Source organism: Aerosticca soli (genome assembly GCF_003967035.1).
Classification (GTDB): Bacteria; Pseudomonadota; Gammaproteobacteria; order Xanthomonadales; family Rhodanobacteraceae; genus Aerosticca; species Aerosticca soli.
Genome location: NZ_AP018560.1, coordinates 2,131,344 through 2,152,508 on the forward strand (window position 1 = coordinate 2,131,344; position 21,165 = coordinate 2,152,508).

The following is a 21,165-nucleotide window of genomic DNA, read 5'->3' on the forward strand; positions in this document are numbered from 1 at the left end:
GGACTCAGCCGAGTGTCGCCGCCGACTTACGCACGATCAGCATGGCGAGCTCCAGCGATTGCTCGTAATTGAGCCGCGGGTCGACGGCGGACTTGTACGCGCGCTCGAGATCGGCCTCGGAGAGGTCGCGCGCACCGCCCAGGCATTCGGTGACGTTCTCGCCGGTCAGCTCCAGATGCACGCCGCCCAGGCGGGTGCCGGCGGCGGCGTGGATGTCGAAAGCCTGGTCCAGCTCACCGCGGATGTTGTCGAAGCGACGCGTCTTGTAGCCGTTGGACGTGCTCTCGGTATTGCCGTGCATCGGATCGGCGACCCACAGCACGCGCCGGCCGGCGCGCTTCACCGCATCGAGCAGGGGCGGCAGCTTGGCGGCGATCTGCGCATGGCCCATGCGATGGATCAGGGTAAGCCGGCCAGGCTCGTTCTCCGGATCGAGCACGTCGATCAGCGCCAGCAGCGCGTCCGGCGTCACCGACGGGCCGACCTTGACCGCGATCGGGTTGCGGATGCCACGGAAATATTCCACGTGCGCGCCATCGAGCGCCGCCGTGCGCATGCCGATCCAGGGGAAATGCGTGGACAGATTGAACCAGCCGGGATGGCGCGGCACCTGCCGGGTCAGCGCCTGTTCGTAGTGCAGTACCAGCGCTTCGTGGGAAGTGAAGAAATCCACCCGCGAGAAGCCGGCGACCGGCCCGGCGAGGGTTTCCATGAAGCGCAGCGAATCGCCGATCGCCGCCACCATGCGCCGGTACTCGGCGGCGAGCGGCGCGTGTTCCACCCAGGCCAGATCCCAGTATTCGGGGTGGTGCAGATCGGCAAAGCCGCCGTCGATCAGCGCCCGCACGAAGTTCATCGTCAGCGCCGAATGCGCATGCGCCTGCAGCAGCCGCTGCGGATCGGCGCGCCGTGCCGCCGCGGTGAATGCCGGTCCGTTGACGATGTCGCCGCGAAAACTCGGCAAGGTCACGCCCTCGCGCGTCTCGGTGTCGGCCGAGCGCGGCTTGGCGTATTGACCGGCGAAACGGCCGACGCGCAGCACCGGCTGCTTGAGGCCATGCACCAGGACCAGGCTCATCTGCAACAGCACCTTGAGCCGATTGGAGATGATCGGGCTGGTGCAGTCGGCGAAACTTTCCGCGCAATCGCCGCCCTGCAAGAGGAAGCGCTTGCCCTCCTGCGCCTCGGCCAATGCCCGCTTGAGCGCAAGCACCTCCCATGAGGTCACCAGTGGCGGCAGTCTGGCCAGCTCGTCGAGCACGCGGGCCAGCTCGGCCGGATCCTCGTAATGCGGCTGCTGCAGTGCCGTGCGCCGCTGCCAGGAGTCCGGCAGCCAGCCATCGGCTTCGTGGAAAGGCATGGAGGCGACGTTCATGGCTTGGTATCCGGAAGAGATGAGGGCGAGCGTGTCATACGCACCTGCCATGCGGCGCGGACTGCCCACGCGGCGAGCAGCACGTACCACAGCAGCGTCCACGCCGGCATCGGCAGGCCGAGCACCTTCTCGACCTTGGCGCATTCCCCCGATCCGTTGAAGACCATGCGCAGGACCTTGGACAAGGGGAAGGCGCTGAACATGTAGTCCAGCGGCGGCCCGCACGAGGGCACCTGGTCGGCCGGCAGCGATTGGATCCACAGGTGCCGCGCGGCTACCGCAACGCCACCCAACGCCCCCAGCAACACGCCACCGGCGTAGACCCAACGCCCGCCAGCGCGGGGCGCATGCAACGCGCCCAGCAGGAAACCCAATGCCATCACGATGAAGGCGATGCGCTGGAAGATGCACAAGGGACAGGGGATCAGCCCCCAGGCGCGTTCGGTATAAAGCGCAAAGCCCAACAGTGCCAGGCAGACCGCGAAACCGGCGAGGTAGCTGACACGGAACGACCAACGAAGAGGATTCATGGCTTCGTGCTGCGTTGCGGAGCGCCGACATTACCCGCTCGCAGGCATGCTGTCAGCCAGCCTCGGCGTTTGGACTTCCAAACGGGGACATGCCCCTTCCGCGATGGATCAAGGCCCCACACCAAAAAACAAAAACCCCGGCAGGTCGCCCGGCCGGGGTTTTGTTGCCTGCGCCAAGACTTATTCGGCCTCGGCAGATGCGGCACGCGGCCGGTCGACCAGCTCGACATAGGCCATCGGCGCATTGTCGCCCGGGCGGAAGCCGCACTTGAGGATACGCAGATAACCGCCGGGACGCTCGCGGTAGCGCGGCCCGAGCTCGACGAACAGCTTGCCGACCGCCTGCTTGTCGCGCAGGCGCGCAAAGGCGAGGCGACGGTTGGCGACGCCGTCGGTCTTGGCCAAGGTGATCAGCGGCTCGGCGACGCGGCGAAGTTCCTTCGCCTTGGGCAGGGTGGTGCGGATCAGCTCGTGCTTGATCAGCGATGCGACCATGTTCTTGAACATGGCTTCGCGATGGCTGCTGGTCCGGTTGAGCTTGCGTCCGGATTTCATGTGGCGCATGGCAATACTCTCGACTGGTCTGTTGTTATGAGAATCCGGCGCCTGTGTCCGGCTTCCCGCGGTTACCCGCTATCTGAGCCTTGTGAAAAAGGCTTTTTTAAGCATGCGGCGATGGATGGCCGCTTACGCAATCGGCGGAACGTCGAAACCCGACGCTCGCCGGCTTTCTCGGCGATCTTAAGGATCGATCGCAAAACAATCACATCGGCCGTGGATGGCCGCTTTCGACCTAAGCGATACGCGCACCTCGGTCGAGCTTTAGCGACAAACAGCGATCAAAAAGATCGCAGCCGTGGCTCAACCCAGCTGCATGCCGTGCGAGAGACCCGGTGGCGGCCAGTTCTCCAGCTTCATGCCCAAGGAGAGACCGCGCGAACCCAAGACGTCCTTGATCTCGGTGAGCGACTTCTTGCCGAGATTCGGTGTCTTGAGCAGCTCGACCTCGGTCTTTTGCACCAGATCGCCGATGTAGTAGATGCTTTCGGCCTTGAGGCAATTGGCCGAACGCACGGTGAGCTCGAGATCGTCGATCGGACGCAGCAGCAATGGATCGAAACCGCCCTTCTCGCTCTTGTCCGCAGCACCCTCGCGACGGCTGAAGTCGCCGAACACCGACAACTGGTCGTTGAGGATCTCGGCGGCCTTGCGCACCGCATCTTCGGCGCCGATGGTACCGTTGGTCTCGATGTCGAGCACCAGCTTGTCCAGGTTGGTACGCTGTTCGACGCGCGCCGCATCGACCTCGTAAGCGACCCGCAACACCGGCGCGAAGGACGCATCGAGCTGCAGGCGACCGATCGGCCGCGTCTCGTCGTCCGGATGCTGCCTGGCGCTGGCCGGCTGGTAACCCACCCCGCGACGCACCTTGAGGCGCATGTTGAGGGTGATGTCCTTGGTGAGGTGGCAGATCACGTGATCGGGGTTGACGATCTCGACCGAGTGATCGACGGCGATGTCGCCGGCGGTGACGACACCCTTGCCCTTCTTGGACAGGGTCAGGATCACCTCGTCGCCGCTATGCTGGCGAATGGCCACATCCTTGAGGTTGAGCAGGACTTCGATGATGTCCTCCTGCAGGCCCTCGAGGGTGGTGTATTCGTGCAGCACGCCATCGATTTCCACTTCGACGATGGCACTGCCGGGAATCGAGGAGAGCAGCACGCGACGCAGCGCGTTGCCCAGGGTATGCCCGAAACCGCGCTCCAAGGGCTCGACGACGACCTTTGCGCGATTTGGTCCGAGCTGCTCGATGCTGAGGCCGCGTGGCCGCAGCACGCTCGTTGACGTAACTGCCATGCAAGGCTCCGGATGAATTACTTCGAATAAAGCTCGACGATCAGCGCTTCGTTGATGTCCGAGGGCAGATCGCTGCGATCCGGCGCCGACTTGAAGGTACCGGTGAACTTCTTGGTGTCCACTTCGACCCAGCCGGGGCGCAGATCCATGGTGTCGAAAACGCTGGCGGCTTCCTGCACCCGCAGCTGGCTGCGGGCACGCTCGGTCAAGGCCACCTCGTCACCGGGCTTGACCTGGTAGGAGGGGATGTTGACCTTCTTGCCATTGACCAGCACGGCCTTGTGACTCACCAGCTGACGCGCCTGGGCGCGTGTGACCGCGAAACCCATGCGGTACACGACGTTGTCGAGCCGGCTTTCCAGCAGACGCAGCAGGTTCTCGCCGGTGTTGCCCTTGAGGGTGGAAGCCTTGGCGTAGTAATTGCTGAACTGGCGCTCGAGTACGCCGTAGATGCGCTTGACCTTCTGCTTCTCGCGCAGCTGGACGGCATAGTCGGACATGCGCATGCGCTTGTTGGCGCCATGCTGTCCGGGCTTGTTCTCCAGCTTGCACTTGGAGTCCAGCGCACGCGCCGGGCTTTTCAATCCAAGGTCGGCGCCTTCGCGCCGCGCCAGCTTGCAGGTGGCTCCACGATAACGTGCCATGAGCAATTTCTCTCTTGAAAAGGCCGGTCATGCATGACCGGTTTTGTCTCGAAGGCGGCCGATGCGGCCGACAGAATCAGACCCGGCGCTTCTTCGGCGGACGGCAGCCGTTGTGCGGAATGGGCGTGACGTCGATGATGTTCATCACCTTGTAGCCCAGCGCATTCAACGAGCGAACGGCGGACTCGCGCCCAGGCCCCGGACCCTTGATCCGCACCTCGAGCGTCTTGACGCCGTAGTCACCGGCCGCACGCCCCGCCTTTTCGGCGGCCACCTGGGCGGCAAAAGGCGTGGACTTGCGCGAACCGCGGAAACCCGCGCCACCCGCCGTCGCCCAGGACAAGGCGTTGCCCTGGCGATCGGTGATGGTCACGATGGTGTTGTTGAAGGAGGCCTGCACGTGCGCCACGGCATCCGTGACGACGCGCTTGGTCTTCTTCTTCGTTTTAACCGGCTTGGCCATGATTTGAAGGCTCTTTTCCAATGGACGCGGCACGGGCGGCCGCCTTTTCGATCTTCACGCGATCAGGAGATCGCACCAGCAAACGCGGACTACTTCTTGATCGCGCGACGCGGGCCCTTGCGGGTGCGCGCATTGGTGCGCGTACGCTGACCGCGGACCGGCAGACCGCGACGATGCCGCAGACCGCGGTAGCAACCCAGGTCCATCAGACGCTTGATGGCCATACCCACCTCGCGCCTAAGATCGCCCTCGACCACGTACTTGCCGATCTCGGCACGCAGCTTCTCCACTTCACCCTCGCTCAGCGAGCGGACGGGCTTGGTGGGATCCACGCCGGCGTCCGCACAGACTTTGCGGGACCGGCTGCGGCCAATGCCATAGATGCTCTGCAGGGCGACCCAAGTGTGCTTGTGGGCCGGCAGATTGACACCTGCGATACGCGCCATGATGCTCTTTCTCCAATGTTTCGAGCGCGATCAAACGCGCAATTATAACGACAACTGTGCACTGATGGAAGCCTCCGGCCCTGGGGCCGGGAGCTACGGTCCGCCACAACCGGATCAGTTGCGGCGCAGGTTGGCTTTCTTGAGCAGGCTTTCATACTGGTGACTGACCAGATGCGCCTGCACTTGAGCGGTGAAATCCATCACGACGACCACGACGATGAGCAACGACGTGCCGCCGAAATAAAAGGGTACGTGCCAGAACTTCTGCATGAACGACGGCACCAGGCAGACCAGCACCAGGTAGAGCGCACCCACGCCCGTCAACCGGGTCATGACGCTGTCGATGTACTCCGCCGTGGCCTTGCCCGGACGAATGCCCGGAATCAGCGCACCCGAACGCTTCAGGTTGTCGGCCGTTTCCTGCGCATTGAAAACGATCGCCGTATAGAAAAAGGCGAAGGTAATCACCAGCACCGCGAACACGATGTCGTACAGAGGCTCGCCCGGCGTCAGAGCCTGGGTCAACTCCTGCAGCCAGCGTGCCTGGTGGCCGGCGCCGAACCAGCTCGCCGCCGTCGCCGGGAACATCAGCAGGCTGGAGGCGAAGATGGGCGGAATCACGCCGGCCATGTTGATCTTGAGCGGCAGGTGCGAGGTCTGGTTCATGTAGGCCCGCTGCCCGCCGCTGCGTCGCGCGTAGTTCACCGTGATCCGCCGCTGCGCGCGCTCCATCATGACCACGAAGGCGGTCACCGCCAGAATCACCGCGACGACGACGATGAGCCGCAGCACGGAAAGTTCGCCGTTGCTCGTCATGCTCAAGGTCTGCGCCAGGGCGCGGGGCAGGCCCGCCACGATGCCGGCAAAGATGAGCAGGGAAATGCCGTTGCCAATCCCGCGCTCGGTGATCTGCTCGCCCAGCCACATGAGGAACATGGTGCCCGCCGTCAGACCCACGACGGCGGAAAGCACGAAACCCGTGCCCGGCGTATAGACCACCGGCGCACCGCCCTGCGCCACCTGCTTCTGCAGGGCCATGGCGATGCCGAAAGCCTGGAATGCCGCCAGCGCCACCGTGCCGAAGCGCGTGTACATGGTCATCTTGCGCCGGCCGGCCTCGCCTTCCTTGCGCAGGTTCTGCCAGCTCGGCACCACCGAACCCATCATCTGCACCACAATGGAGGCGGAGATGTAGGGCACCACGCCAAGTGCGAACACCGAGAAGCGCGACAAGGAGCCGCCCGAAAACATGTTGAACATGTTGAGCAGCCCGCCACCCTGTTCGATGAGGCGGGTCATGGCTTCGGGGTTTACGCCCGGCACCGGGATGAACGAACCGAGACGAAAGACGATCAGCGCACCGATGACGAAAAAGATGCGTTGCCGCAGCTCGGTCAGCTTGCCCAGCGAGCCGAGCGCATTGCTCTTGGCTGCAGCCACTATGCGATCACTCCACGCTGCCGCCGGCAGCCTCGATCGCCGCCTTGGCACCCGCGGTGGCCAGCACGCCCGAAAGCTTGACCGGCCGGTTGATTTCGCCCTTGGCAACGACCTTCACCCGACGCGCACGCCCGTCGATGAGGCCCGCCTTGTGCAGCGCCACCACGTCGATCACCTCATCCTTCAGCTTGGCCAGCTGGTAAAGGAACACCTGCTGGCTTTCCGCCTTCTTCATGGAGCGGAAACCGACCTTGGGCAAACGACGCTGCAGCGGCATCTGGCCGCCCTCGAAGCCGAGCGTGTGGCTGCCGCCCGCGCGCGCATGTTGACCCTTGTGGCCACGGCCGGCCGTCTTGCCGAGCCCAGAGCCGATACCGCGACCGACGCGCAGACGCGACTTGCGCGATCCCTCGGCCGGCTTGATGTCATTCAGACGCATGATGATGATCCTCTAGTCAGGCTTCCCGCCTGAAAACCCTGACCGTCCGTGGCCGGATTGTTCGATTCAATCGACGACCTGCACCAGGTAGGAGACCGTTTGGATCAGGCCGCGCACCTGGGGGCTGTCCTTGAGCTCACGGACATCGTTGGTTTTGTTGAGACCGAGTGCCTTCACGCTCAGACGATGGCGCGCCTGCACGCCGCGCAAGCCCTTCACCAGACGCACCTTGATGGTTTTTGCGTTGTCAGCCATTGCCGAGCACCTCTTCGACGGTCTTGCCGCGCTTGGCGGCAATGCGCTTGGGCGAGGCGATCGCCTGCAGCCCCTTGATGGTGGCGCGCACCAGATTGATCGGGTTGCGCGAGCCGACCGCCTTGGCCAGCACGTTCTTGACACCGACCACTTCGAGCACCGCGCGCATGGCGCCGCCGGCGATCACGCCGGTACCCTCGGCCGCCGGCTGCATGTAGACACGGGCGGCACCGTGGTTAGCCTTGATCGCGTACCACAGGGTGCCGTTGTTGAGATCGATCGAAACCATGTTGCGACGTGCGCGGTCCATGGCCTTGGAGATGGCCACCGGCACTTCGCGTGCCTTGCCATAGCCGAAGCCCACCTTGCCCTCGCCGTCGCCGACCACGGTCAGCGCGGTGAAACTCATCTGGCGGCCACCCTTGACGGTCTTGGCCACGCGGTTGACGGCAATCAGCTTTTCGAGCAGGCCGTCGGAATTTTCGCGATCGCTGGAAGACATGTTGTGCTTTTCCGTATGCCCGGAACATCCGGGTCGTTGCTTACGGCCGCAGCCGCTTGGAGTTGTCTATGCGCTTGAGGGAGAACACCGGGCGCGGCAGACAGGCAAAGATCGCCCTGCCACCTACCCTTCTTACATCATCAGAACTTCAGGCCGGCTTCGCGGGCGGCATCGGCCAGCGCCTTGATGCGACCGTGGTAGCGAAAACCGGAGCGGTCGAACGCCACCGACTCGACACCCGCGGCGCGGGCCCGCTCGGCCACGACGCGGCCCACGGCGGCCGCCGCAGCCAGATTCTTGGTGCCCTGCAGGCCCTCGGCGACCGACCTCTGCAGCGTGGAGGCGGCAGCCAGCACCTTGCCCGCAGGATCGAAAACCTGCGCATAGATGTGCTGCCCACTGCGGTGCACCGACAGTCGCGGCACGGCAAGTCGCTGGATGTGCGCACGCGTGGACTTCGCGCGACGCAGACGGGCTTCTTTCTTGTTCATCATCGTATTCCTCGAAAGCGGATCGGCTTGTATGAGTGGACTACCCTGCTCTTTTGAGGAGTGCGGCCATGGCTGGCCGCTTTCCACACGCAGGGAGAGCGTACTAACTCATTTACGCCTTCTTGGCTTCCTTGAGGGTGATCTTCTCACCGGCATAGCGGACGCCCTTGCCTTTGTAAGGCTCCGGCGGACGGAAACTGCGGATCTTGGCCGCCACTTCGCCCACGCGCTGCTTGTCGGTACCCTTGATCAGGATCTCAGTCTGCGACGGGGTTTCCAGGGTGATGCCGTTGGGCGCCTCGAACACCACCGGATGGGAAAACCCGAGACTGAGGTTGAGCGCCTTTCCGGCCATGGATGCACGGTAGCCGACGCCCACCAGCTCGAGCTTGCGCTCATATCCTTCGGAGACGCCCTTGATCAGATTGGCGAGCAAAGCACGGGCAGTGCCGGCAAACTTGTCGTCGGCTTCATCGGCAGGAGTGACGAGGACCTGACCATTTTCGATGCGCACGGACACATCCGGCAGCGCCGGCATGCTCAGGGAACCCTTAGGCCCCTTGACCGTGATGCCGTTCTCGGCCACGGTCAGCTCCACACCCTTGGGCAGCGGAATCGGTTTCTTAGCAACGCGGGACATACGAAACTCCTTACGCCACCTGACCGATCACTTCACCGCCGATACCCCGGGCGCGTGCCTGGGCATCGGTCAGCAGACCGGCTGAAGTCGAAATGATCGAAATGCCCATGCCGCCCAGCACCTTGGGCAGCTCATCCTTGCCGCGATAGACGCGCAACCCGGAGCGGGAAACGCGGCTGATGCGCTCGATGGCCGGACGACCTTCGAAATACTTGAGCCTGATCTCGAGCAGCGGTTTGCCATCTTGGTCGATGGCCTTGGCGTCGAGAATGTAGCCCTCGTTCTTGAGGAGGTTGGCAATGGCCAACTTCAGTTTGGACGACGGCATGCTTACGCTCTGCTTGCCCATCAACTGGGCGTTGCGGATGCGGGTAAACATGTCGGCGATGGGATCAGTCATGCTCATGAAAAGTCCTTCAAGCGTGCACCGATATCCGACGAGCCGGAGATCAATTGTGTTTTGAAGCCGTCGAAACGGCCATTGCCCTGACAGACGGACGACTATAGCATCATCCGCCCAAGCAGGAAACGAAGCCTGCCTGGGGATTTACCAGCTGGCCTTGCGCAGACCGGGAACATCCCCGCGCATGGTGGCCTCGCGCAGTTTGTTGCGGCCGAGGCCGAACTTCCTGTAGACGCCGCGCGGACGGCCGGAAAGCTCGCAACGATTGCGCACGCGGATCGGGCTGGCATCACGGGGCAGCTTCTGCAGCTTGCCCTGGGCGTCCATCTTCTCCTCGTACGAGGCCGTGGGGCTCAGTACGATCGCCTTGAGCGCCTCGCGCTTGGCGGCGTATTTCTTTGCCAACCGGGCCCGCTTGAGGTTGCGGTTGATCATCGATGTCTTGGCCATGGATTAAATGCTCTCTTTGAAAAAGTCCGGCCATGGCTGGCCGGTTTTTCCGATCACGCAATGCAAGGTTTCAATTGCGGAAGGGGAAGTTGAAGGCTTCCAGCAATGCCTTGGCCTCTTCATCGGTGCCGGCGGTCGTGGTGATGGCGATGTCCATGCCACGCAAGGCATCGATCGCATCGAAATCGATCTCCGGAAAGATGATCTGTTCCTTGATGCCGAAATTGAAATTGCCACGGCCGTCGAACGCCCGGCCGGAAACGCCGCGGAAGTCGCGCACGCGGGGCAGGGAGACGTTGATCAGGCGATCGAGGAACTCCCACATGCGCGCACGGCGCAGGGTGACCTTGCAGCCGATCGGCCAGCCGTCGCGGATTTTGAAGGAGGCCACCGAGACCCGCGCCTTGGTTGCCACGGGCTTCTGACCGGCGATCTTGGCCATGTCGGCCATGGCATTCTCGAGCACCTTCTTGTTGCTCGCTGCCTCGCCTACGCCCATGTTCAGCGTAATCTTGGTGATGCGCGGTACCTGCATCACGTTCTTGTAGCCGAAGCGCTCAGTGAGCTTCGGCACTACTTGTTCTTTGTAGATCTTTTCAAGGCGCGTCATGACCGGTTCCTTACGCGTCCACCACTTCGCCCGTGGAACGGAAAACGCGCACCTTGCGCTCGTCCGAGAGCGTCTTGGTTCCTACGCGTTCACCCTTGCCCGTGGCGGGATTGAACAGCTGTACGTTGGAGATATGGATCGAGGCTTCGCGTTCCACAATGCCGCCCGGCTGGTTGGCCTGCGGATTGGGTTTGGTGTGCCGCTTGACGAGGTTGACATTGGCGACGACCACGCGATCGCCCTCCACGCGCAGCACGTCGCCGCGCTGACCTTTGTTCTTGCCGGCGATCACGATGACATGGTCGCCTTTGCGGATACGGTTCATGGCTTCAAGGCCTCTGCATCAAAGTACTTCGGGCGCAAGCGAGACGATCTTCATGAACTTCTCGCCGCGCAGCTCGCGCGTCACCGGCCCGAAGATGCGCGTGCCGATCGGCTCGAGCTTGTTGTTGAGGAGCACCGCGGCATTGCCGTCGAAACGGATCAACGATCCGTCCGGACGACGCACGCCCTTGGCGGTCCGCACGACGACGGCGTTGTACACCTCGCCCTTCTTGACCTTGCCGCGCGGGATGGCGTCCTTGACGGTCACCTTGATCACATCGCCGATGGCCGCATAGCGGCGCTTGGAGCCGCCAAGCACCTTGATGCACATCAGTTCCTTCGCGCCGCTGTTGTCCGCCGCGGCAAGCGTGCTCTGCATCTGGATCATGTCTGCAGTCTCCGTTAGGCGTCAGCGCGCGAGACGATTTCGACCACGCGGTGATGCTTGGTCTTGGAGAGCGGACGGCACTCGGCGATGCGGACCAGATCACCCTCGTTCGCGCCCAGGTCGTCCTGGGCATGCAGCTTGGTCGAACGGCGGACGATCTTGCCGATCAGCGGGTGCTGGGCCTGGCGCTCGATCAGCACCGTCACCGTCTTGTGCATCTTGTTGCTGATGACGCGCCCCTCGAGGGTACGCGCGGTCTTGTTGTTGTCGCTCATGTCGGCCGCTCCTTACTTCTTGCCGCCAAGCACGAATTTCGCGCGGGCGATGTCGCGCCGCACGCGGCGCAGCTGATGCGGCTGGGTGAGCTGACCGCTGCCCTTCTGCATGCGCAGATTGAACTGCTCGCGGCGCAACTCGAGGATGTGCTGCTTGAGCTCCTCGGCCGACTTGGAAATGAGATCGTTGATGGCCATGTCACATCACCGCGCGCGTTACGAATTGGGTCTGGACGGAGAGCTTTGCGGCGGCCAGGCGGAACGCCTCGCGTGCCGTGGTCTCATCGACGCCCTCGATTTCATAGAGCATGCGGCCGGGCTGGACCGGGGCGACCCAGAACTCCACGTTGCCCTTGCCGGCGCCCATGCGGACCTCGATGGGCTTCTTGGTGATCGGCTTGTCCGGAAAGACGCGGATCCACAGCTTGCCGCCGCGCTTGACGAAGCGGGTGATGCACCGACGCGCGGCCTCGATCTGGCGGGCGGTCAACTGCCCATGGGTCGTGGCCTTCAGGCCGTATTCGCCGAAGCTGACCTGGTTGGCACTGAACGCCAGGCCGTCGTTACGGCCCTTGAATTGCTTGCGGAACTTGGTTCGCTTGGGTTGCAACATGGCAACACTCCCTTACTTCGCAGCGCGCTCGCGACGGCCCTCGCCGTCACGCCGCACCTCGCGCCGACCCTCGCCACCATCGCGGCGCGAAGGTGACGGCTGCTCTTCCTTCTCCTGGCCAGCCTGGGCCAGGTCGAAGATCTCGCCCTTGTAGATCCACACCTTGACGCCGATCACACCGTAAGTCGTGTGCGCTTCGGCAAAGCCGTAGTCGATGTCGGCACGCAGGGTGTGCAGCGGCACACGGCCTTCGCGGCTCCACTCGGAGCGCGCGATTTCCGCGCCGTTCAAACGGCCGGAAACATTGACCTTGACGCCGAGCGCGCCCAGCCGCATGGCGTTGCCCACGGCACGCTTCATCGCGCGCCGGAACATGATGCGGCGCTCGAGCTGCTGCGCGATCGATTCGGCGACCAGCTGGGCGTCGAGTTCGGGCTTGCGCACCTCGTTGACGTTGATGTGCGCCGGCACGCCCATCAGGTCGGAGACCTCCTTGCGCAGCTTCTCGATGTCCTCGCCCTTCTTGCCGATCACCACGCCCGGACGGGCGGTGTGGATGGTAACCCTTGCCGTCTTGGCCGGACGCTCGATCTGGATCTTGGAGATGCCGGCTGCCGCCAGTTTTCGGCGCAGCATGTCGCGCACCTTGAGGTCGGCCGCCAGGTATTGCGCGTATTCGCCCTTGTTGGCGAACCACTTGGAATTCCAATCCTTGGCGATGCCGAGGCGGATACCGGTGGGATGAACTTTATGACCCATCGTTCTAGATCCTCAAATCATTCGCCAACGACGACAGTGATGTGACTGGTGCGCTTCAGGATGCGCGAACCGCGCCCCTTGGCCCGCGCATACATGCGCTTCATCGCCGGGCCCTCGTCCACGAAGATCCGCGACACCTTGAGTTCGTCGACGTCCGCGCCGAGGTTGTTCTCGGCATTGGCAACCGCCGACAGCAGGACCTTGCGGACCAGATGCGCGGCCTTCTTGTTGGTGAAAGCCAGCACATCGCTGGCGCGCGCGACAGGCATGCCGCGCACGAGATCGGCCACGAGGCGGGCTTTTTGCGCCGAGATACGGGCGCCGCGCAGAATCGCTTTGGCTTCGGTACTCATCTCATTTGCCCTTCTTGTCGCCACCGTGGCCCTTGAAGGTACGGGTCACCGCAAACTCGCCGAGCTTGTGCCCGACCATGTTCTCGTTGACCAGCACCGGCACGTGCTGACGCCCGTTGTGGATGGCGATGGTGAGGCCCACCATTTCGGGCAGGATCATCGAACGACGCGACCAGGTCTTGATCGGGCGCTTGTTGTGGGTGGAAACCGCGGTTTCCACCTTCTTCATGAGGTGCAGGTCGACGAAGGGACCTTTCTTCAGAGAACGCGGCATGACGGCTTCCTGTTACTTGCGACGGCGCACGATGAACTGCTGCGTGCGCTTGTTGTTGCGGGTCTTGTAACCCTTGGTCGGCGTACCCCACGGGCTGACCGGATGACGGCCGCCGGAGGTCTTGCCCTCGCCACCGCCGTGCGGATGGTCGACCGGATTCATCGCCACGCCGCGCACGGTGGGACGGATGCCGAGCCAACGCTTGGCGCCGGCCTTGCCGAGCTTCTTGAGGTTGTGCTCGCTGTTGCCGACCTCACCGATGGTGGCGCGGCAATCGACCGGCACCTTGCGCATTTCGCCGGAACGCAGACGCAAGGTCGCATAGCCGGACTCACGCGCGATGAGCTGCACCGAAGCGCCCGCCGAGCGCGCCAGCTGCGCACCCTTGCCCGGACGCATCTCCACGCAATGCACCGTGGAGCCGACCGGAATGTTGCGCAGGGGCAGGCTGTTGCCCGGCTTGATCGGCGCGTCGCGGCCGGAAACCAGCCGGTCGCCCACCGCCACGCCAGCAGGCGCGATGATGTAGCGGCGCTCGCCGTCGGCGTAGCACAGCAGCGCGATGTGCGCGGTGCGGTTCGGGTCGTATTCCAGACGCTCGACGCGGGCGGCGATGCCTTCCTTGTCGCGCTTGAAATCGATGATGCGGTAGTGCTGCTTGTGACCGCCACCACGATGACGCGTGGTGATGCGACCAAAGTGATTGCGGCCACCCGTCTTGGCCTGCGGCTCGGTCAGCGCCGCATGCGGCGCGCCCTTGTGCAGCCCCTCGGTGCGCACGCTCACCGCATCGCGGCGTCCTGCGGAGGTCGGCTTGTGCGTGATCAGTGCCATCTCGAATTCAACTCCCGGCTTTAGGCCTTGGCCGCGACATCGATGGTCTGGCCTTCGGCAAGGCGGACATAAGCCTTGCGCTTGCCCTGGCGGCTACCCGGGCGGAAACGGAAGGACTTGACCTTACCCTTGACGTTGACGAGGTTGACACCCTCGACCTTGACGTCGAACAGCTGCTCGACGGCGGCGCGGATATCCGCCTTGGTCGCCTCGGGCGTCACGACGAAAACGTACTGGTTGTGCTCGGCGAGCCGCGCCGACTTTTCCGAAATGTAGGGCGCACGCAAGGCGCTGAAGATGCGTTCGTTGCTCATGCCAACCACTCCTCGATCTTCTTGACCGCCTCGACCGTCAGCACCACATGATCGGCACCCACCAGATTCACCGGGTTGAGCGCCATGACATCGAGCACGTGGAGATAGGGGATGTTGCGCGCCGCCAGATAGAGCGCCTCGGAGGCATCCTCGGACACCAACAGCACACGTCCCGCGACCTCGAGCTCCTTGAGCTTGGCCACCATGGCCTTGGTCTTGGGCGCCTCGATGCCAAAATTCTCGACGACCTTGAGCCGCCCCTGGCGATTGAGTTCGGCCAGGATCGAACGGATGGCCGCGCGATAGGCCTTGCGATTGACCTTCTGCGCAAAACTGCGTGGCTTGGCCGCGAAGGTGACGCCGCCACCGACGAAGATCGGCGCACGGTAATCGCCGTGGCGTGCACCGCCGCCCTTCTGCTTCTTGAATTTCTTGGTGGTGCCGGACATCTCGCCGCGCGACAGCTGCGCCTTGGTGCCCGCACGCCCCGCGGCCTGGTAGGCCACGACGACCTGATGGACCAGCGCCTGCCGGAACTCGCTACCGAAGACGAGGTCGGAGACCTCGACCGAGGATGCGGAAGGCGCACCGATGACTTGCAATTGCATGGCCTCTCTCCTCAACCCTTGGTCGTCGGCCGGATCACGACATCGCCACCCGTGGCGCCAGGAACGGCGCCCTTGACGGCGATCACATGCCGCTCGGCATCCACACGGACCACCTCGAGCCCCTGCTGGGTGCGATTGACCGCGCCCATGTGACCTGCCATCCGCTTGCCCGGAAACACACGGCCAGGCGTCTGGCGCTGACCAATCGAACCCGGCGCACGATGCGACAGCGAATTGCCGTGAGTGGCATCACCCATGGTGAAGTGGTGCCGCTTGATGGTGCCCTGGAAACCCTTGCCCTTGGAAACGCCGGCCACATCGACGATCTGGCCGACCTTGAACAGATCCTCAGCCTTGATTTCGGCACCCGGCGCGTACTTGCCCGCCTCGTCGGCGGCGACACGGAACTCCCACAGGCCACGACCCGGCTCGACCTTGGCCTTGGCGTAGTGACCCTTCAGCGGATTCGTCAACAGGCTCGCCCGCTTGACGCCGGCGGTGACCTGGATGGCGCTGTAACCGTCGGTCTCGTCGGTCTTCACCTGGGTGACGCGGTTGGGTGTCGCCTCGATCAGCGTCACCGGGATCGCGCGGCCGTCGTCGGTGAAGACGCGGCTCATGCCGCACTTGCGGCCTACCAGTCCGATGCTCATGTCTTGGTTCCTGTCACTGCTCAACCGAGCTTGATCTGCACGTCGACGCCGGCGGCAAGATCGAGCTTCATGAGCGCGTCCACGGTTTTGTCATTCGGATCGACGATGTCCAGCACGCGCTTGTGGGTGCGGGTTTCGTACTGATCGCGCGCATCCTTGTCGACATGCGGCGACACCAGGATGGTGTATCGCTCGATCTTGGTCGGCAGCGGAATGGGCCCGAGCACGGTAGCGCCGGTGCGCTTGGCCGTCTCGACGATCTCGCTGGCCGAACGGTCGATCAGGCGATGATCGAAGGCCTTGAGCCGAATGCGAATCTTCTGGTTCGCCATAAAACCGTGTCCTGTTATCGAAAGAACGGATGTTCACTAGGCAAGGCAGCGTCTCGCCGCCGCTATGGATACACACCACCCAACTACCGCCCGGTAAAAGACGAGGCAGGCCGACTGTCATCGGCCCGCCTGCGTATCTGAGTGCCGGGAAGGCTCTGCCTTACCCAACAAGCCCGAACCATGGGCTGCGAACTCGAGGAGCTTCCTGCGCCTCATTTCGCGGTAGCTGCGATACCACTTGGGCGGTATCGAGCTTTAAAAGTATAGCTTGCTCCGACGAACGGAGCAAGCCTTTTACGACATCTTTTTTACTTGAGGATCTTGGCGACGACACCGGCGCCGACGGTACGGCCACCCTCGCGGATGGCGAAGCGCAGGCCCTCGTCCATGGCGATCGGCGCGATCAGCGACACCACCATCTTCACGTTGTCGCCCGGCATCACCATCTCCACGCCCTCCGGCAGCTGCACCGCACCGGTCACGTCCGTGGTGCGGAAGTAGAACTGCGGCCGGTAGCCCTTGAAGAACGGCGTGTGACGACCACCCTCCTCCTTGCTCAGCACGTACACCTCGGCCTCGAAGTCGGTGTGCGGCGTGATCGTGCCCGGCTTGGCCAGCACCTGTCCACGCTCCACCTCGTCGCGCTTGGTACCGCGCAGCAGCAGTCCCACGTTGTCGCCGGCCTGACCCTGATCCAGGAGCTTGCGGAACATCTCCACGCCCGTCACCGTGGTCTTCATCGTCGGACGCAGCCCGACGATCTCGATCTCGTCGCCCACCTTGACGATGCCCCGCTCCACGCGACCGGTCACCACCGTGCCGCGGCCGGAGATCGAGAACACGTCCTCCACCGGCATCAGGAACGGCTTGTCGATGTCGCGCTTGGGCTCGGGAATGTACTCGTCCAGCGCATCCACCAGCTTGATGATCGAGGGCACGCCGATCTCGCTCTGGTCACCCTCCAAGGCCTTCAGCGCCGAACCCTTGATGATCGGCACGTCGTCGCCAGGGAAGTCGTACTTGCTGAGCAGCTCGCGCACCTCCATCTCCACCAGCTCGAGCAGCTCGGCGTCGTCCACCATGTCGACCTTGTTCAGGAACACCACGATGTACGGCACGCCCACCTGACGCGCCAGCAGAATGTGCTCGCGCGTCTGCGGCATCGGACCGTCCGCCGCGCTCACCACCAGGATCGCACCATCCATCTGCGCCGCACCCGTGATCATGTTCTTCACATAATCCGCGTGCCCAGGGCAGTCCACGTGCGCGTAATGACGCTTCGGCGACTCGTACTCCACGTGCGCCGTCGAAATCGTGATGCCGCGCGCCTTCTCTTCCGGCGCCGCATCAATCTGGTCATATGCCTTGAACTCGCCGCCAAAACGCTCCGCGCCGATCTTCGTCAGCGCCGCCGTCAGCGTCGTCTTGCCGTGATCCACGTGACCAATCGTCCCCACGTTCACGTGCGGCTTGGTGCGTTCGAATTTTCCCTTTGCCATGACTTGAAACCTCTGGATAGAACTGTTCGTCAGTGCGGCATCGGCCGCGTCGTGTCGATATCGCGCGGCCCTTCGACCGCACTGCTCGCTTTCAAGAGTGCGGCACGGATGGCCGCTTTTTGCGCCTGCCCTCGCGATCGGCGATTGATCGCACCCGTCAAGCCTTCTTGATGACCTGCTCGGCGACGTTCGACGGCGCTTCCGCGTAATGGTCGAATTCCATGGTGAAGGTGGCGCGCCCCTGGGTCAGCGAACGGATGGTCGTGGCATAGCCGAACATTTCACCGAGCGGCACCATCGCATTGATCGTCTTGCCCGAGGGCGTGTCGTCCTGACCCTGCAGAAGCCCGCGCCGGCGGCTGAGATCGCCCATCACGTCGCCGACGTATTCCTCCGGAGTCACCACCTCGACCTTCATGATCGGCTCGAGCAGGACCGGATCGGCCTTACGGAAGCCCTCCTTGAAGGCCATGGAAGCGGCGATCTTGAAGGCCATTTCCGAAGAGTCGACGTCATGGTAGGAGCCGAACACCAGCTTGACCTTGACGTTCACCACCGGGAAGCCGGCCAGCGGTCCGCTGGTGATCGTCTCGCGCAGTCCTTTCTCGATCGAGGGAATGAATTCCTTGGGGATCACGCCGCCCGTGATCTCGTTGATGAACAGGAAATCATCCTTGACATCCGGATGCTTCCGATCCTCCTCGGTCATGGGCGAGAGCTCGATCACCACGTGGCCATACTGGCCCTTGCCGCCGGACTGCTTGACATGTTTGTACTCGGACTTAACACCGCTCTTGCGGATGGTCTCGCGATAGGCCACCTGCGGCTTGCCGACATTGGCCTCGACACCGAACTCGCGTCGCATGCGGTCCACGATGATATCCAGGTGCAGCTCGCCCATGCCCGAGATGATGGTCTGCCCGGACTCCTCATCCGTACGCACTCGGAAGGAGGGGTCCTCGGCCGCCAGACGGCTCAGGGCGACACCCATCTTCTCCTGGTCGGACTTGGTCTTGGGTTCGACGGCCATGGAGATGACGGGCTCAGGGAAGGTCATCCGCTCGAGCGTGATCACGTGACTCGGATCGCACAGCGTGTCGCCCGTCGTCACGTCCTTGAGACCGACGGCGGCGCCGATGTCGCCGGCGCGGACTTCCTTGATCTCATGGCGCTCGTTGGCATGCATCTGCAGCAGACGGCCGATGCGCTCCTTCTTCGACTTCACCGGGTTGTAGACCTGGTCGCCCGCGCTCAACACGCCGGAATAGACGCGGAAGAACGTCAGCGAACCGACGAATGGATCGGTCATGATCTTGAACGCCAACGCCGAGAACGGCGCATTGTCGTCGGCCGGACGCGTGGCCTCATAGCCGTTTTCATCGACACCGGAGACCGGCGGCCGATCGACCGGCGAAGGCAGCAGGGTGATCACCGCATCCAGCATGGCCTGCACGCCCTTGTTCTTGAAGGCGCTGCCGCAGTAGACCGGGATGATCTCGCTGGAGAGCGTCCGCTGGCGCAGGCCGGCAATGACCTCCGCCTCGCTGAGCTCGCCTCCCTCGAGATACTTGTTCATGAGCTCTTCGGTCGCCTCGGCGGCCGATTCGACCATGAAGCTGCGGGCTTCGTTGGCCTTGTCGACGAGATGAGCCGGAATGTCCCGATACTCGAACTTCATGCCCTGGGATTCGGCGTCCCAATAGATGGCCTTCATCTTGAGCAGGTCGACGACCCCCTCGAAGGCATCCTCGGCGCCGATCGGCACCTGCATGGGCACCGGATGGGCACCCAGACGGGCCTTGAGCTGGTCGACCACCTTGTAGAAATTGGCGCCGGTGCGGTCCATCTTATTGACGAAGGCAAGCCGCGGCACGTTGTATTTGTTGGCCTGGCGCCACACCGTCTCGGATTGCGGCTGCACGCCGCCCACGGCGCACAGCACGAACACCGCGCCGTCGAGCACGCGCAGGCTGCGCTCCACCTCGATAGTGAAGTCCACGTGCCCTGGCGTGTCGATGATGTTGAAGCGATGCTCGGGCAGGGAGCGGTCCATGCCCTTCCAGAAGGCCGTGGTGGCCGCGGAGGTGATGGTGATGCCGCGCTCCTGCTCCTGCTCCATCCAGTCCATCGTCGCCGCGCCGTCGTGCACTTCGCCGATCTTGTGGCTGACGCCGGTGTAGAACAGGATGCGCTCGGTGGTCGTGGTCTTGCCGGCATCGATGTGGGCCATGATGCCGAAGTTGCGGTAGCGCTCGATGGGGGTGGTGCGTGCCATGAATATCGTCCGTTGCGGGCCGGAGGCCCTAACTCAAAGCGGCCGCTATGGCCGCCGATGAAAAGCCGGCGCGATGCCGGCATGGGGAATGCCACGCCTCCAGGGCGCGGCATTCGATCAAGGCCTAAAGAGCCTTACCAGCGGTAGTGCGAGAAGGCCTTGTTGGCCTCGGCCATGCGATGGGTTTCCTCGCGCTTCTTGATCGCACCACCACGGTTTTCCGCAGCCTCGACCAGCTCGGCGGCCAGCTTGCGCGGCATCGAGGTCTCGCCACGCTTGCGCGCAGCCTCGATCACCCAGCGCATGGCCAGCGCCATGCGGCGACCGGGACGCACCTCGACCGGCACTTGATAGGTGGCACCGCCCACGCGGCGGGACTTCACCTCGACGGCCGGCGCCACATTGCCGAGCGCCTTCTCGACCAGCGCCACGGGCTCGGCATGCTTTTCGCCCAGATGATCGAGCGCGCCATACACGATGCCTTCGGCGACGGACTTCTTACCGCTCTTCATCACCATGTTGATGAAGCGGGCAATCAGCTGGCTGCCATGCTTGGGATCGGGCAGCACGGTACGGGCGGGATGGGAGCCTTTGCGCGACATGAAAAATACCTGTGTATTTGCGTGCTATCTGCAGAGCGCAGCCATGCAAGGCCGCATGTGTTGATGAAACGTGCGCCGACTCAATCAGGACTTCGGACGCTTGGCGCCGTACTTGGATCGACCCTGACGGCGCTTGGCCACACCGGCGCAATCCAGGCTTCCGCGCACCGTGTGATAGCGCACGCCGGGAAGATCCTTGACGCGGCCGCCGCGGATCAGCACCACCGAATGCTCCTGCAGGTTGTGCCCCTCACCGCCGATGTAGCTGATGACCTCGTAGCCGTTCGTCAGGCGCACCTTGGCCACCTTGCGCAGGGCCGAATTGGGCTTTTTCGGGGTCGTCGTATACACGCGCGTGCATACGCCGCGGCGCTGCGGACTGCCCTGCAGGGCAGGCGAGGCACTCTTGTAGCTCTTGGGGCTGCGCGCCTTACGCACCAGCTGATTGACTGTCGTCATGCGTACGTATCCTGGATAACGAAGAGCAGGCCGGTCGACCGGCCTGCACAGAAGC

General features: G+C 63.5%; 33 protein-coding genes. All 33 read right to left on the minus strand.

Annotated features, from left to right (window positions below):
• Positions 1-4: 4 nt before the first annotated feature.
• On the minus strand, positions 5-1,375 hold the full coding sequence (locus tag ALSL_RS09995) for a class II 3-deoxy-7-phosphoheptulonate synthase (RefSeq protein WP_126538772.1): 1,371 nt from the start codon (positions 1,373-1,375) through the stop codon (positions 5-7).
• Positions 1,372-1,905, minus strand: coding sequence for a disulfide bond formation protein B (locus ALSL_RS10000; RefSeq protein WP_126538774.1), 534 nt, complete (start codon positions 1,903-1,905; stop codon positions 1,372-1,374). The genes ALSL_RS09995 and ALSL_RS10000 overlap by 4 nt, the downstream gene beginning before the upstream one ends.
• Before the next feature lie 180 nt (positions 1,906-2,085).
• Positions 2,086-2,469, minus strand: coding sequence for a 50S ribosomal protein L17 (gene rplQ, locus ALSL_RS10005; protein ID WP_126538776.1), 384 nt, complete (start codon positions 2,467-2,469; stop codon positions 2,086-2,088).
• A gap of 297 nt (positions 2,470-2,766) precedes the next feature.
• A complete protein-coding gene (locus ALSL_RS10010; RefSeq protein ID WP_126538778.1) occupies positions 2,767-3,765 on the minus strand; it encodes a DNA-directed RNA polymerase subunit alpha in 999 nt (332 codons plus the stop codon).
• Positions 3,766-3,782: 17 nt separating this feature from the next.
• Positions 3,783-4,409 (minus strand): 30S ribosomal protein S4, encoded by a 627-nt coding sequence (rpsD, locus tag ALSL_RS10015; protein WP_126538780.1) that lies wholly within the window; start codon positions 4,407-4,409, stop codon positions 3,783-3,785.
• A gap of 76 nt (positions 4,410-4,485) precedes the next feature.
• Positions 4,486-4,872 (minus strand): 30S ribosomal protein S11, encoded by a 387-nt coding sequence (rpsK, locus tag ALSL_RS10020; RefSeq protein WP_126540205.1) that lies wholly within the window; start codon positions 4,870-4,872, stop codon positions 4,486-4,488.
• Positions 4,873-4,961: 89 nt separating this feature from the next.
• The gene (gene rpsM, locus ALSL_RS10025) at positions 4,962-5,318 is read right to left on the minus strand and encodes a 30S ribosomal protein S13 (RefSeq protein WP_126538782.1); all 357 of its coding nucleotides are present in this window, start codon (positions 5,316-5,318) and stop codon (positions 4,962-4,964) included.
• A gap of 114 nt (positions 5,319-5,432) precedes the next feature.
• On the minus strand, positions 5,433-6,761 hold the full coding sequence (secY, locus tag ALSL_RS10030) for a preprotein translocase subunit SecY (RefSeq protein ID WP_425479014.1): 1,329 nt from the start codon (positions 6,759-6,761) through the stop codon (positions 5,433-5,435).
• A 4-nt stretch (positions 6,762-6,765) separates the two neighbouring features.
• Entirely contained in the window at positions 6,766-7,203 is a 438-nt protein-coding gene (rplO, locus tag ALSL_RS10035; RefSeq protein ID WP_269433113.1) for a 50S ribosomal protein L15, read from the minus strand.
• Positions 7,204-7,263: 60 nt separating this feature from the next.
• Positions 7,264-7,452, minus strand: a complete 189-nt coding sequence (gene rpmD / locus ALSL_RS10040) for a 50S ribosomal protein L30 (RefSeq protein ID WP_126538785.1) — start codon at positions 7,450-7,452, stop codon at positions 7,264-7,266.
• Complete coding sequence (gene rpsE / locus ALSL_RS10045; RefSeq protein WP_126538787.1) at positions 7,445-7,954, minus strand: 30S ribosomal protein S5; 510 nt, start codon at positions 7,952-7,954, stop codon at positions 7,445-7,447. The genes rpmD and rpsE overlap by 8 nt, the downstream gene beginning before the upstream one ends.
• Positions 7,955-8,094: 140 nt before the next feature.
• On the minus strand, positions 8,095-8,445 hold the full coding sequence (gene rplR / locus ALSL_RS10050; RefSeq protein WP_126538789.1) for a 50S ribosomal protein L18: 351 nt from the start codon (positions 8,443-8,445) through the stop codon (positions 8,095-8,097).
• Between the two features lie 112 nt (positions 8,446-8,557).
• Positions 8,558-9,085 carry a 50S ribosomal protein L6 gene (gene rplF, locus ALSL_RS10055; protein WP_126538791.1) on the minus strand — a complete coding sequence of 176 codons (528 nt, stop codon included), beginning with the start codon at positions 9,083-9,085 and terminating at the stop codon, positions 8,558-8,560.
• A 10-nt stretch (positions 9,086-9,095) separates the two neighbouring features.
• Complete coding sequence (gene rpsH, locus ALSL_RS10060; RefSeq protein ID WP_126538793.1) at positions 9,096-9,491, minus strand: 30S ribosomal protein S8; 396 nt, start codon at positions 9,489-9,491, stop codon at positions 9,096-9,098.
• A gap of 141 nt (positions 9,492-9,632) precedes the next feature.
• Entirely contained in the window at positions 9,633-9,938 is a 306-nt protein-coding gene (rpsN, locus tag ALSL_RS10065) for a 30S ribosomal protein S14 (RefSeq protein ID WP_126538795.1), read from the minus strand.
• A gap of 70 nt (positions 9,939-10,008) precedes the next feature.
• The gene (rplE, locus tag ALSL_RS10070; protein ID WP_126538797.1) at positions 10,009-10,548 is read right to left on the minus strand and encodes a 50S ribosomal protein L5; all 540 of its coding nucleotides are present in this window, start codon (positions 10,546-10,548) and stop codon (positions 10,009-10,011) included.
• Between the two features lie 10 nt (positions 10,549-10,558).
• Positions 10,559-10,873, minus strand: coding sequence for a 50S ribosomal protein L24 (gene rplX, locus ALSL_RS10075; RefSeq protein ID WP_126538799.1), 315 nt, complete (start codon positions 10,871-10,873; stop codon positions 10,559-10,561).
• 18 nt (positions 10,874-10,891) lie between these two features.
• The gene (gene rplN, locus ALSL_RS10080; protein ID WP_126538801.1) at positions 10,892-11,260 is read right to left on the minus strand and encodes a 50S ribosomal protein L14; all 369 of its coding nucleotides are present in this window, start codon (positions 11,258-11,260) and stop codon (positions 10,892-10,894) included.
• Between the two features lie 14 nt (positions 11,261-11,274).
• A complete protein-coding gene (rpsQ, locus tag ALSL_RS10085; protein ID WP_126538803.1) occupies positions 11,275-11,535 on the minus strand; it encodes a 30S ribosomal protein S17 in 261 nt (86 codons plus the stop codon).
• Between the two features lie 12 nt (positions 11,536-11,547).
• Positions 11,548-11,733 (minus strand): 50S ribosomal protein L29, encoded by a 186-nt coding sequence (rpmC, locus tag ALSL_RS10090; protein WP_126538805.1) that lies wholly within the window; start codon positions 11,731-11,733, stop codon positions 11,548-11,550.
• Position 11,734: 1 nt separating this feature from the next.
• Positions 11,735-12,148: a 50S ribosomal protein L16 gene (gene rplP / locus ALSL_RS10095; protein WP_126538807.1), complete on the minus strand. Its 414-nt coding sequence runs from the start codon at positions 12,146-12,148 to the stop codon at positions 11,735-11,737.
• Between the two features lie 12 nt (positions 12,149-12,160).
• The gene (gene rpsC, locus ALSL_RS10100) at positions 12,161-12,907 is read right to left on the minus strand and encodes a 30S ribosomal protein S3 (protein WP_126538809.1); all 747 of its coding nucleotides are present in this window, start codon (positions 12,905-12,907) and stop codon (positions 12,161-12,163) included.
• A 17-nt stretch (positions 12,908-12,924) separates the two neighbouring features.
• Positions 12,925-13,260: a 50S ribosomal protein L22 gene (gene rplV / locus ALSL_RS10105; protein ID WP_126538811.1), complete on the minus strand. Its 336-nt coding sequence runs from the start codon at positions 13,258-13,260 to the stop codon at positions 12,925-12,927.
• A 1-nt stretch (position 13,261) separates the two neighbouring features.
• Positions 13,262-13,534, minus strand: a complete 273-nt coding sequence (gene rpsS / locus ALSL_RS10110) for a 30S ribosomal protein S19 (RefSeq protein ID WP_126538813.1) — start codon at positions 13,532-13,534, stop codon at positions 13,262-13,264.
• A 12-nt stretch (positions 13,535-13,546) separates the two neighbouring features.
• A complete protein-coding gene (rplB, locus tag ALSL_RS10115) occupies positions 13,547-14,368 on the minus strand; it encodes a 50S ribosomal protein L2 (protein ID WP_126538815.1) in 822 nt (273 codons plus the stop codon).
• Between the two features lie 20 nt (positions 14,369-14,388).
• Positions 14,389-14,682 (minus strand): 50S ribosomal protein L23, encoded by a 294-nt coding sequence (rplW, locus tag ALSL_RS10120; protein ID WP_126538817.1) that lies wholly within the window; start codon positions 14,680-14,682, stop codon positions 14,389-14,391.
• Positions 14,679-15,290 carry a 50S ribosomal protein L4 gene (rplD, locus tag ALSL_RS10125; RefSeq protein WP_126538819.1) on the minus strand — a complete coding sequence of 204 codons (612 nt, stop codon included), beginning with the start codon at positions 15,288-15,290 and terminating at the stop codon, positions 14,679-14,681. Before rplD ends, rplW begins: the two co-directional genes overlap by 4 nt.
• A gap of 11 nt (positions 15,291-15,301) precedes the next feature.
• Positions 15,302-15,943, minus strand: a complete 642-nt coding sequence (gene rplC / locus ALSL_RS10130; RefSeq protein WP_126538821.1) for a 50S ribosomal protein L3 — start codon at positions 15,941-15,943, stop codon at positions 15,302-15,304.
• A gap of 20 nt (positions 15,944-15,963) precedes the next feature.
• Positions 15,964-16,275, minus strand: a complete 312-nt coding sequence (rpsJ, locus tag ALSL_RS10135; RefSeq protein ID WP_014402136.1) for a 30S ribosomal protein S10 — start codon at positions 16,273-16,275, stop codon at positions 15,964-15,966.
• A 308-nt stretch (positions 16,276-16,583) separates the two neighbouring features.
• On the minus strand, positions 16,584-17,774 hold the full coding sequence (gene tuf, locus ALSL_RS10140; RefSeq protein ID WP_126538823.1) for an elongation factor Tu: 1,191 nt from the start codon (positions 17,772-17,774) through the stop codon (positions 16,584-16,586).
• A gap of 157 nt (positions 17,775-17,931) precedes the next feature.
• Entirely contained in the window at positions 17,932-20,049 is a 2,118-nt protein-coding gene (gene fusA, locus ALSL_RS10145) for an elongation factor G (protein WP_126538825.1), read from the minus strand.
• Between the two features lie 134 nt (positions 20,050-20,183).
• Positions 20,184-20,651: a 30S ribosomal protein S7 gene (gene rpsG, locus ALSL_RS10150; RefSeq protein ID WP_126538827.1), complete on the minus strand. Its 468-nt coding sequence runs from the start codon at positions 20,649-20,651 to the stop codon at positions 20,184-20,186.
• A gap of 84 nt (positions 20,652-20,735) precedes the next feature.
• Positions 20,736-21,110: a 30S ribosomal protein S12 gene (gene rpsL / locus ALSL_RS10155; RefSeq protein ID WP_126538829.1), complete on the minus strand. Its 375-nt coding sequence runs from the start codon at positions 21,108-21,110 to the stop codon at positions 20,736-20,738.
• Between the last annotated feature and the right edge of the window lie 55 nt (positions 21,111-21,165).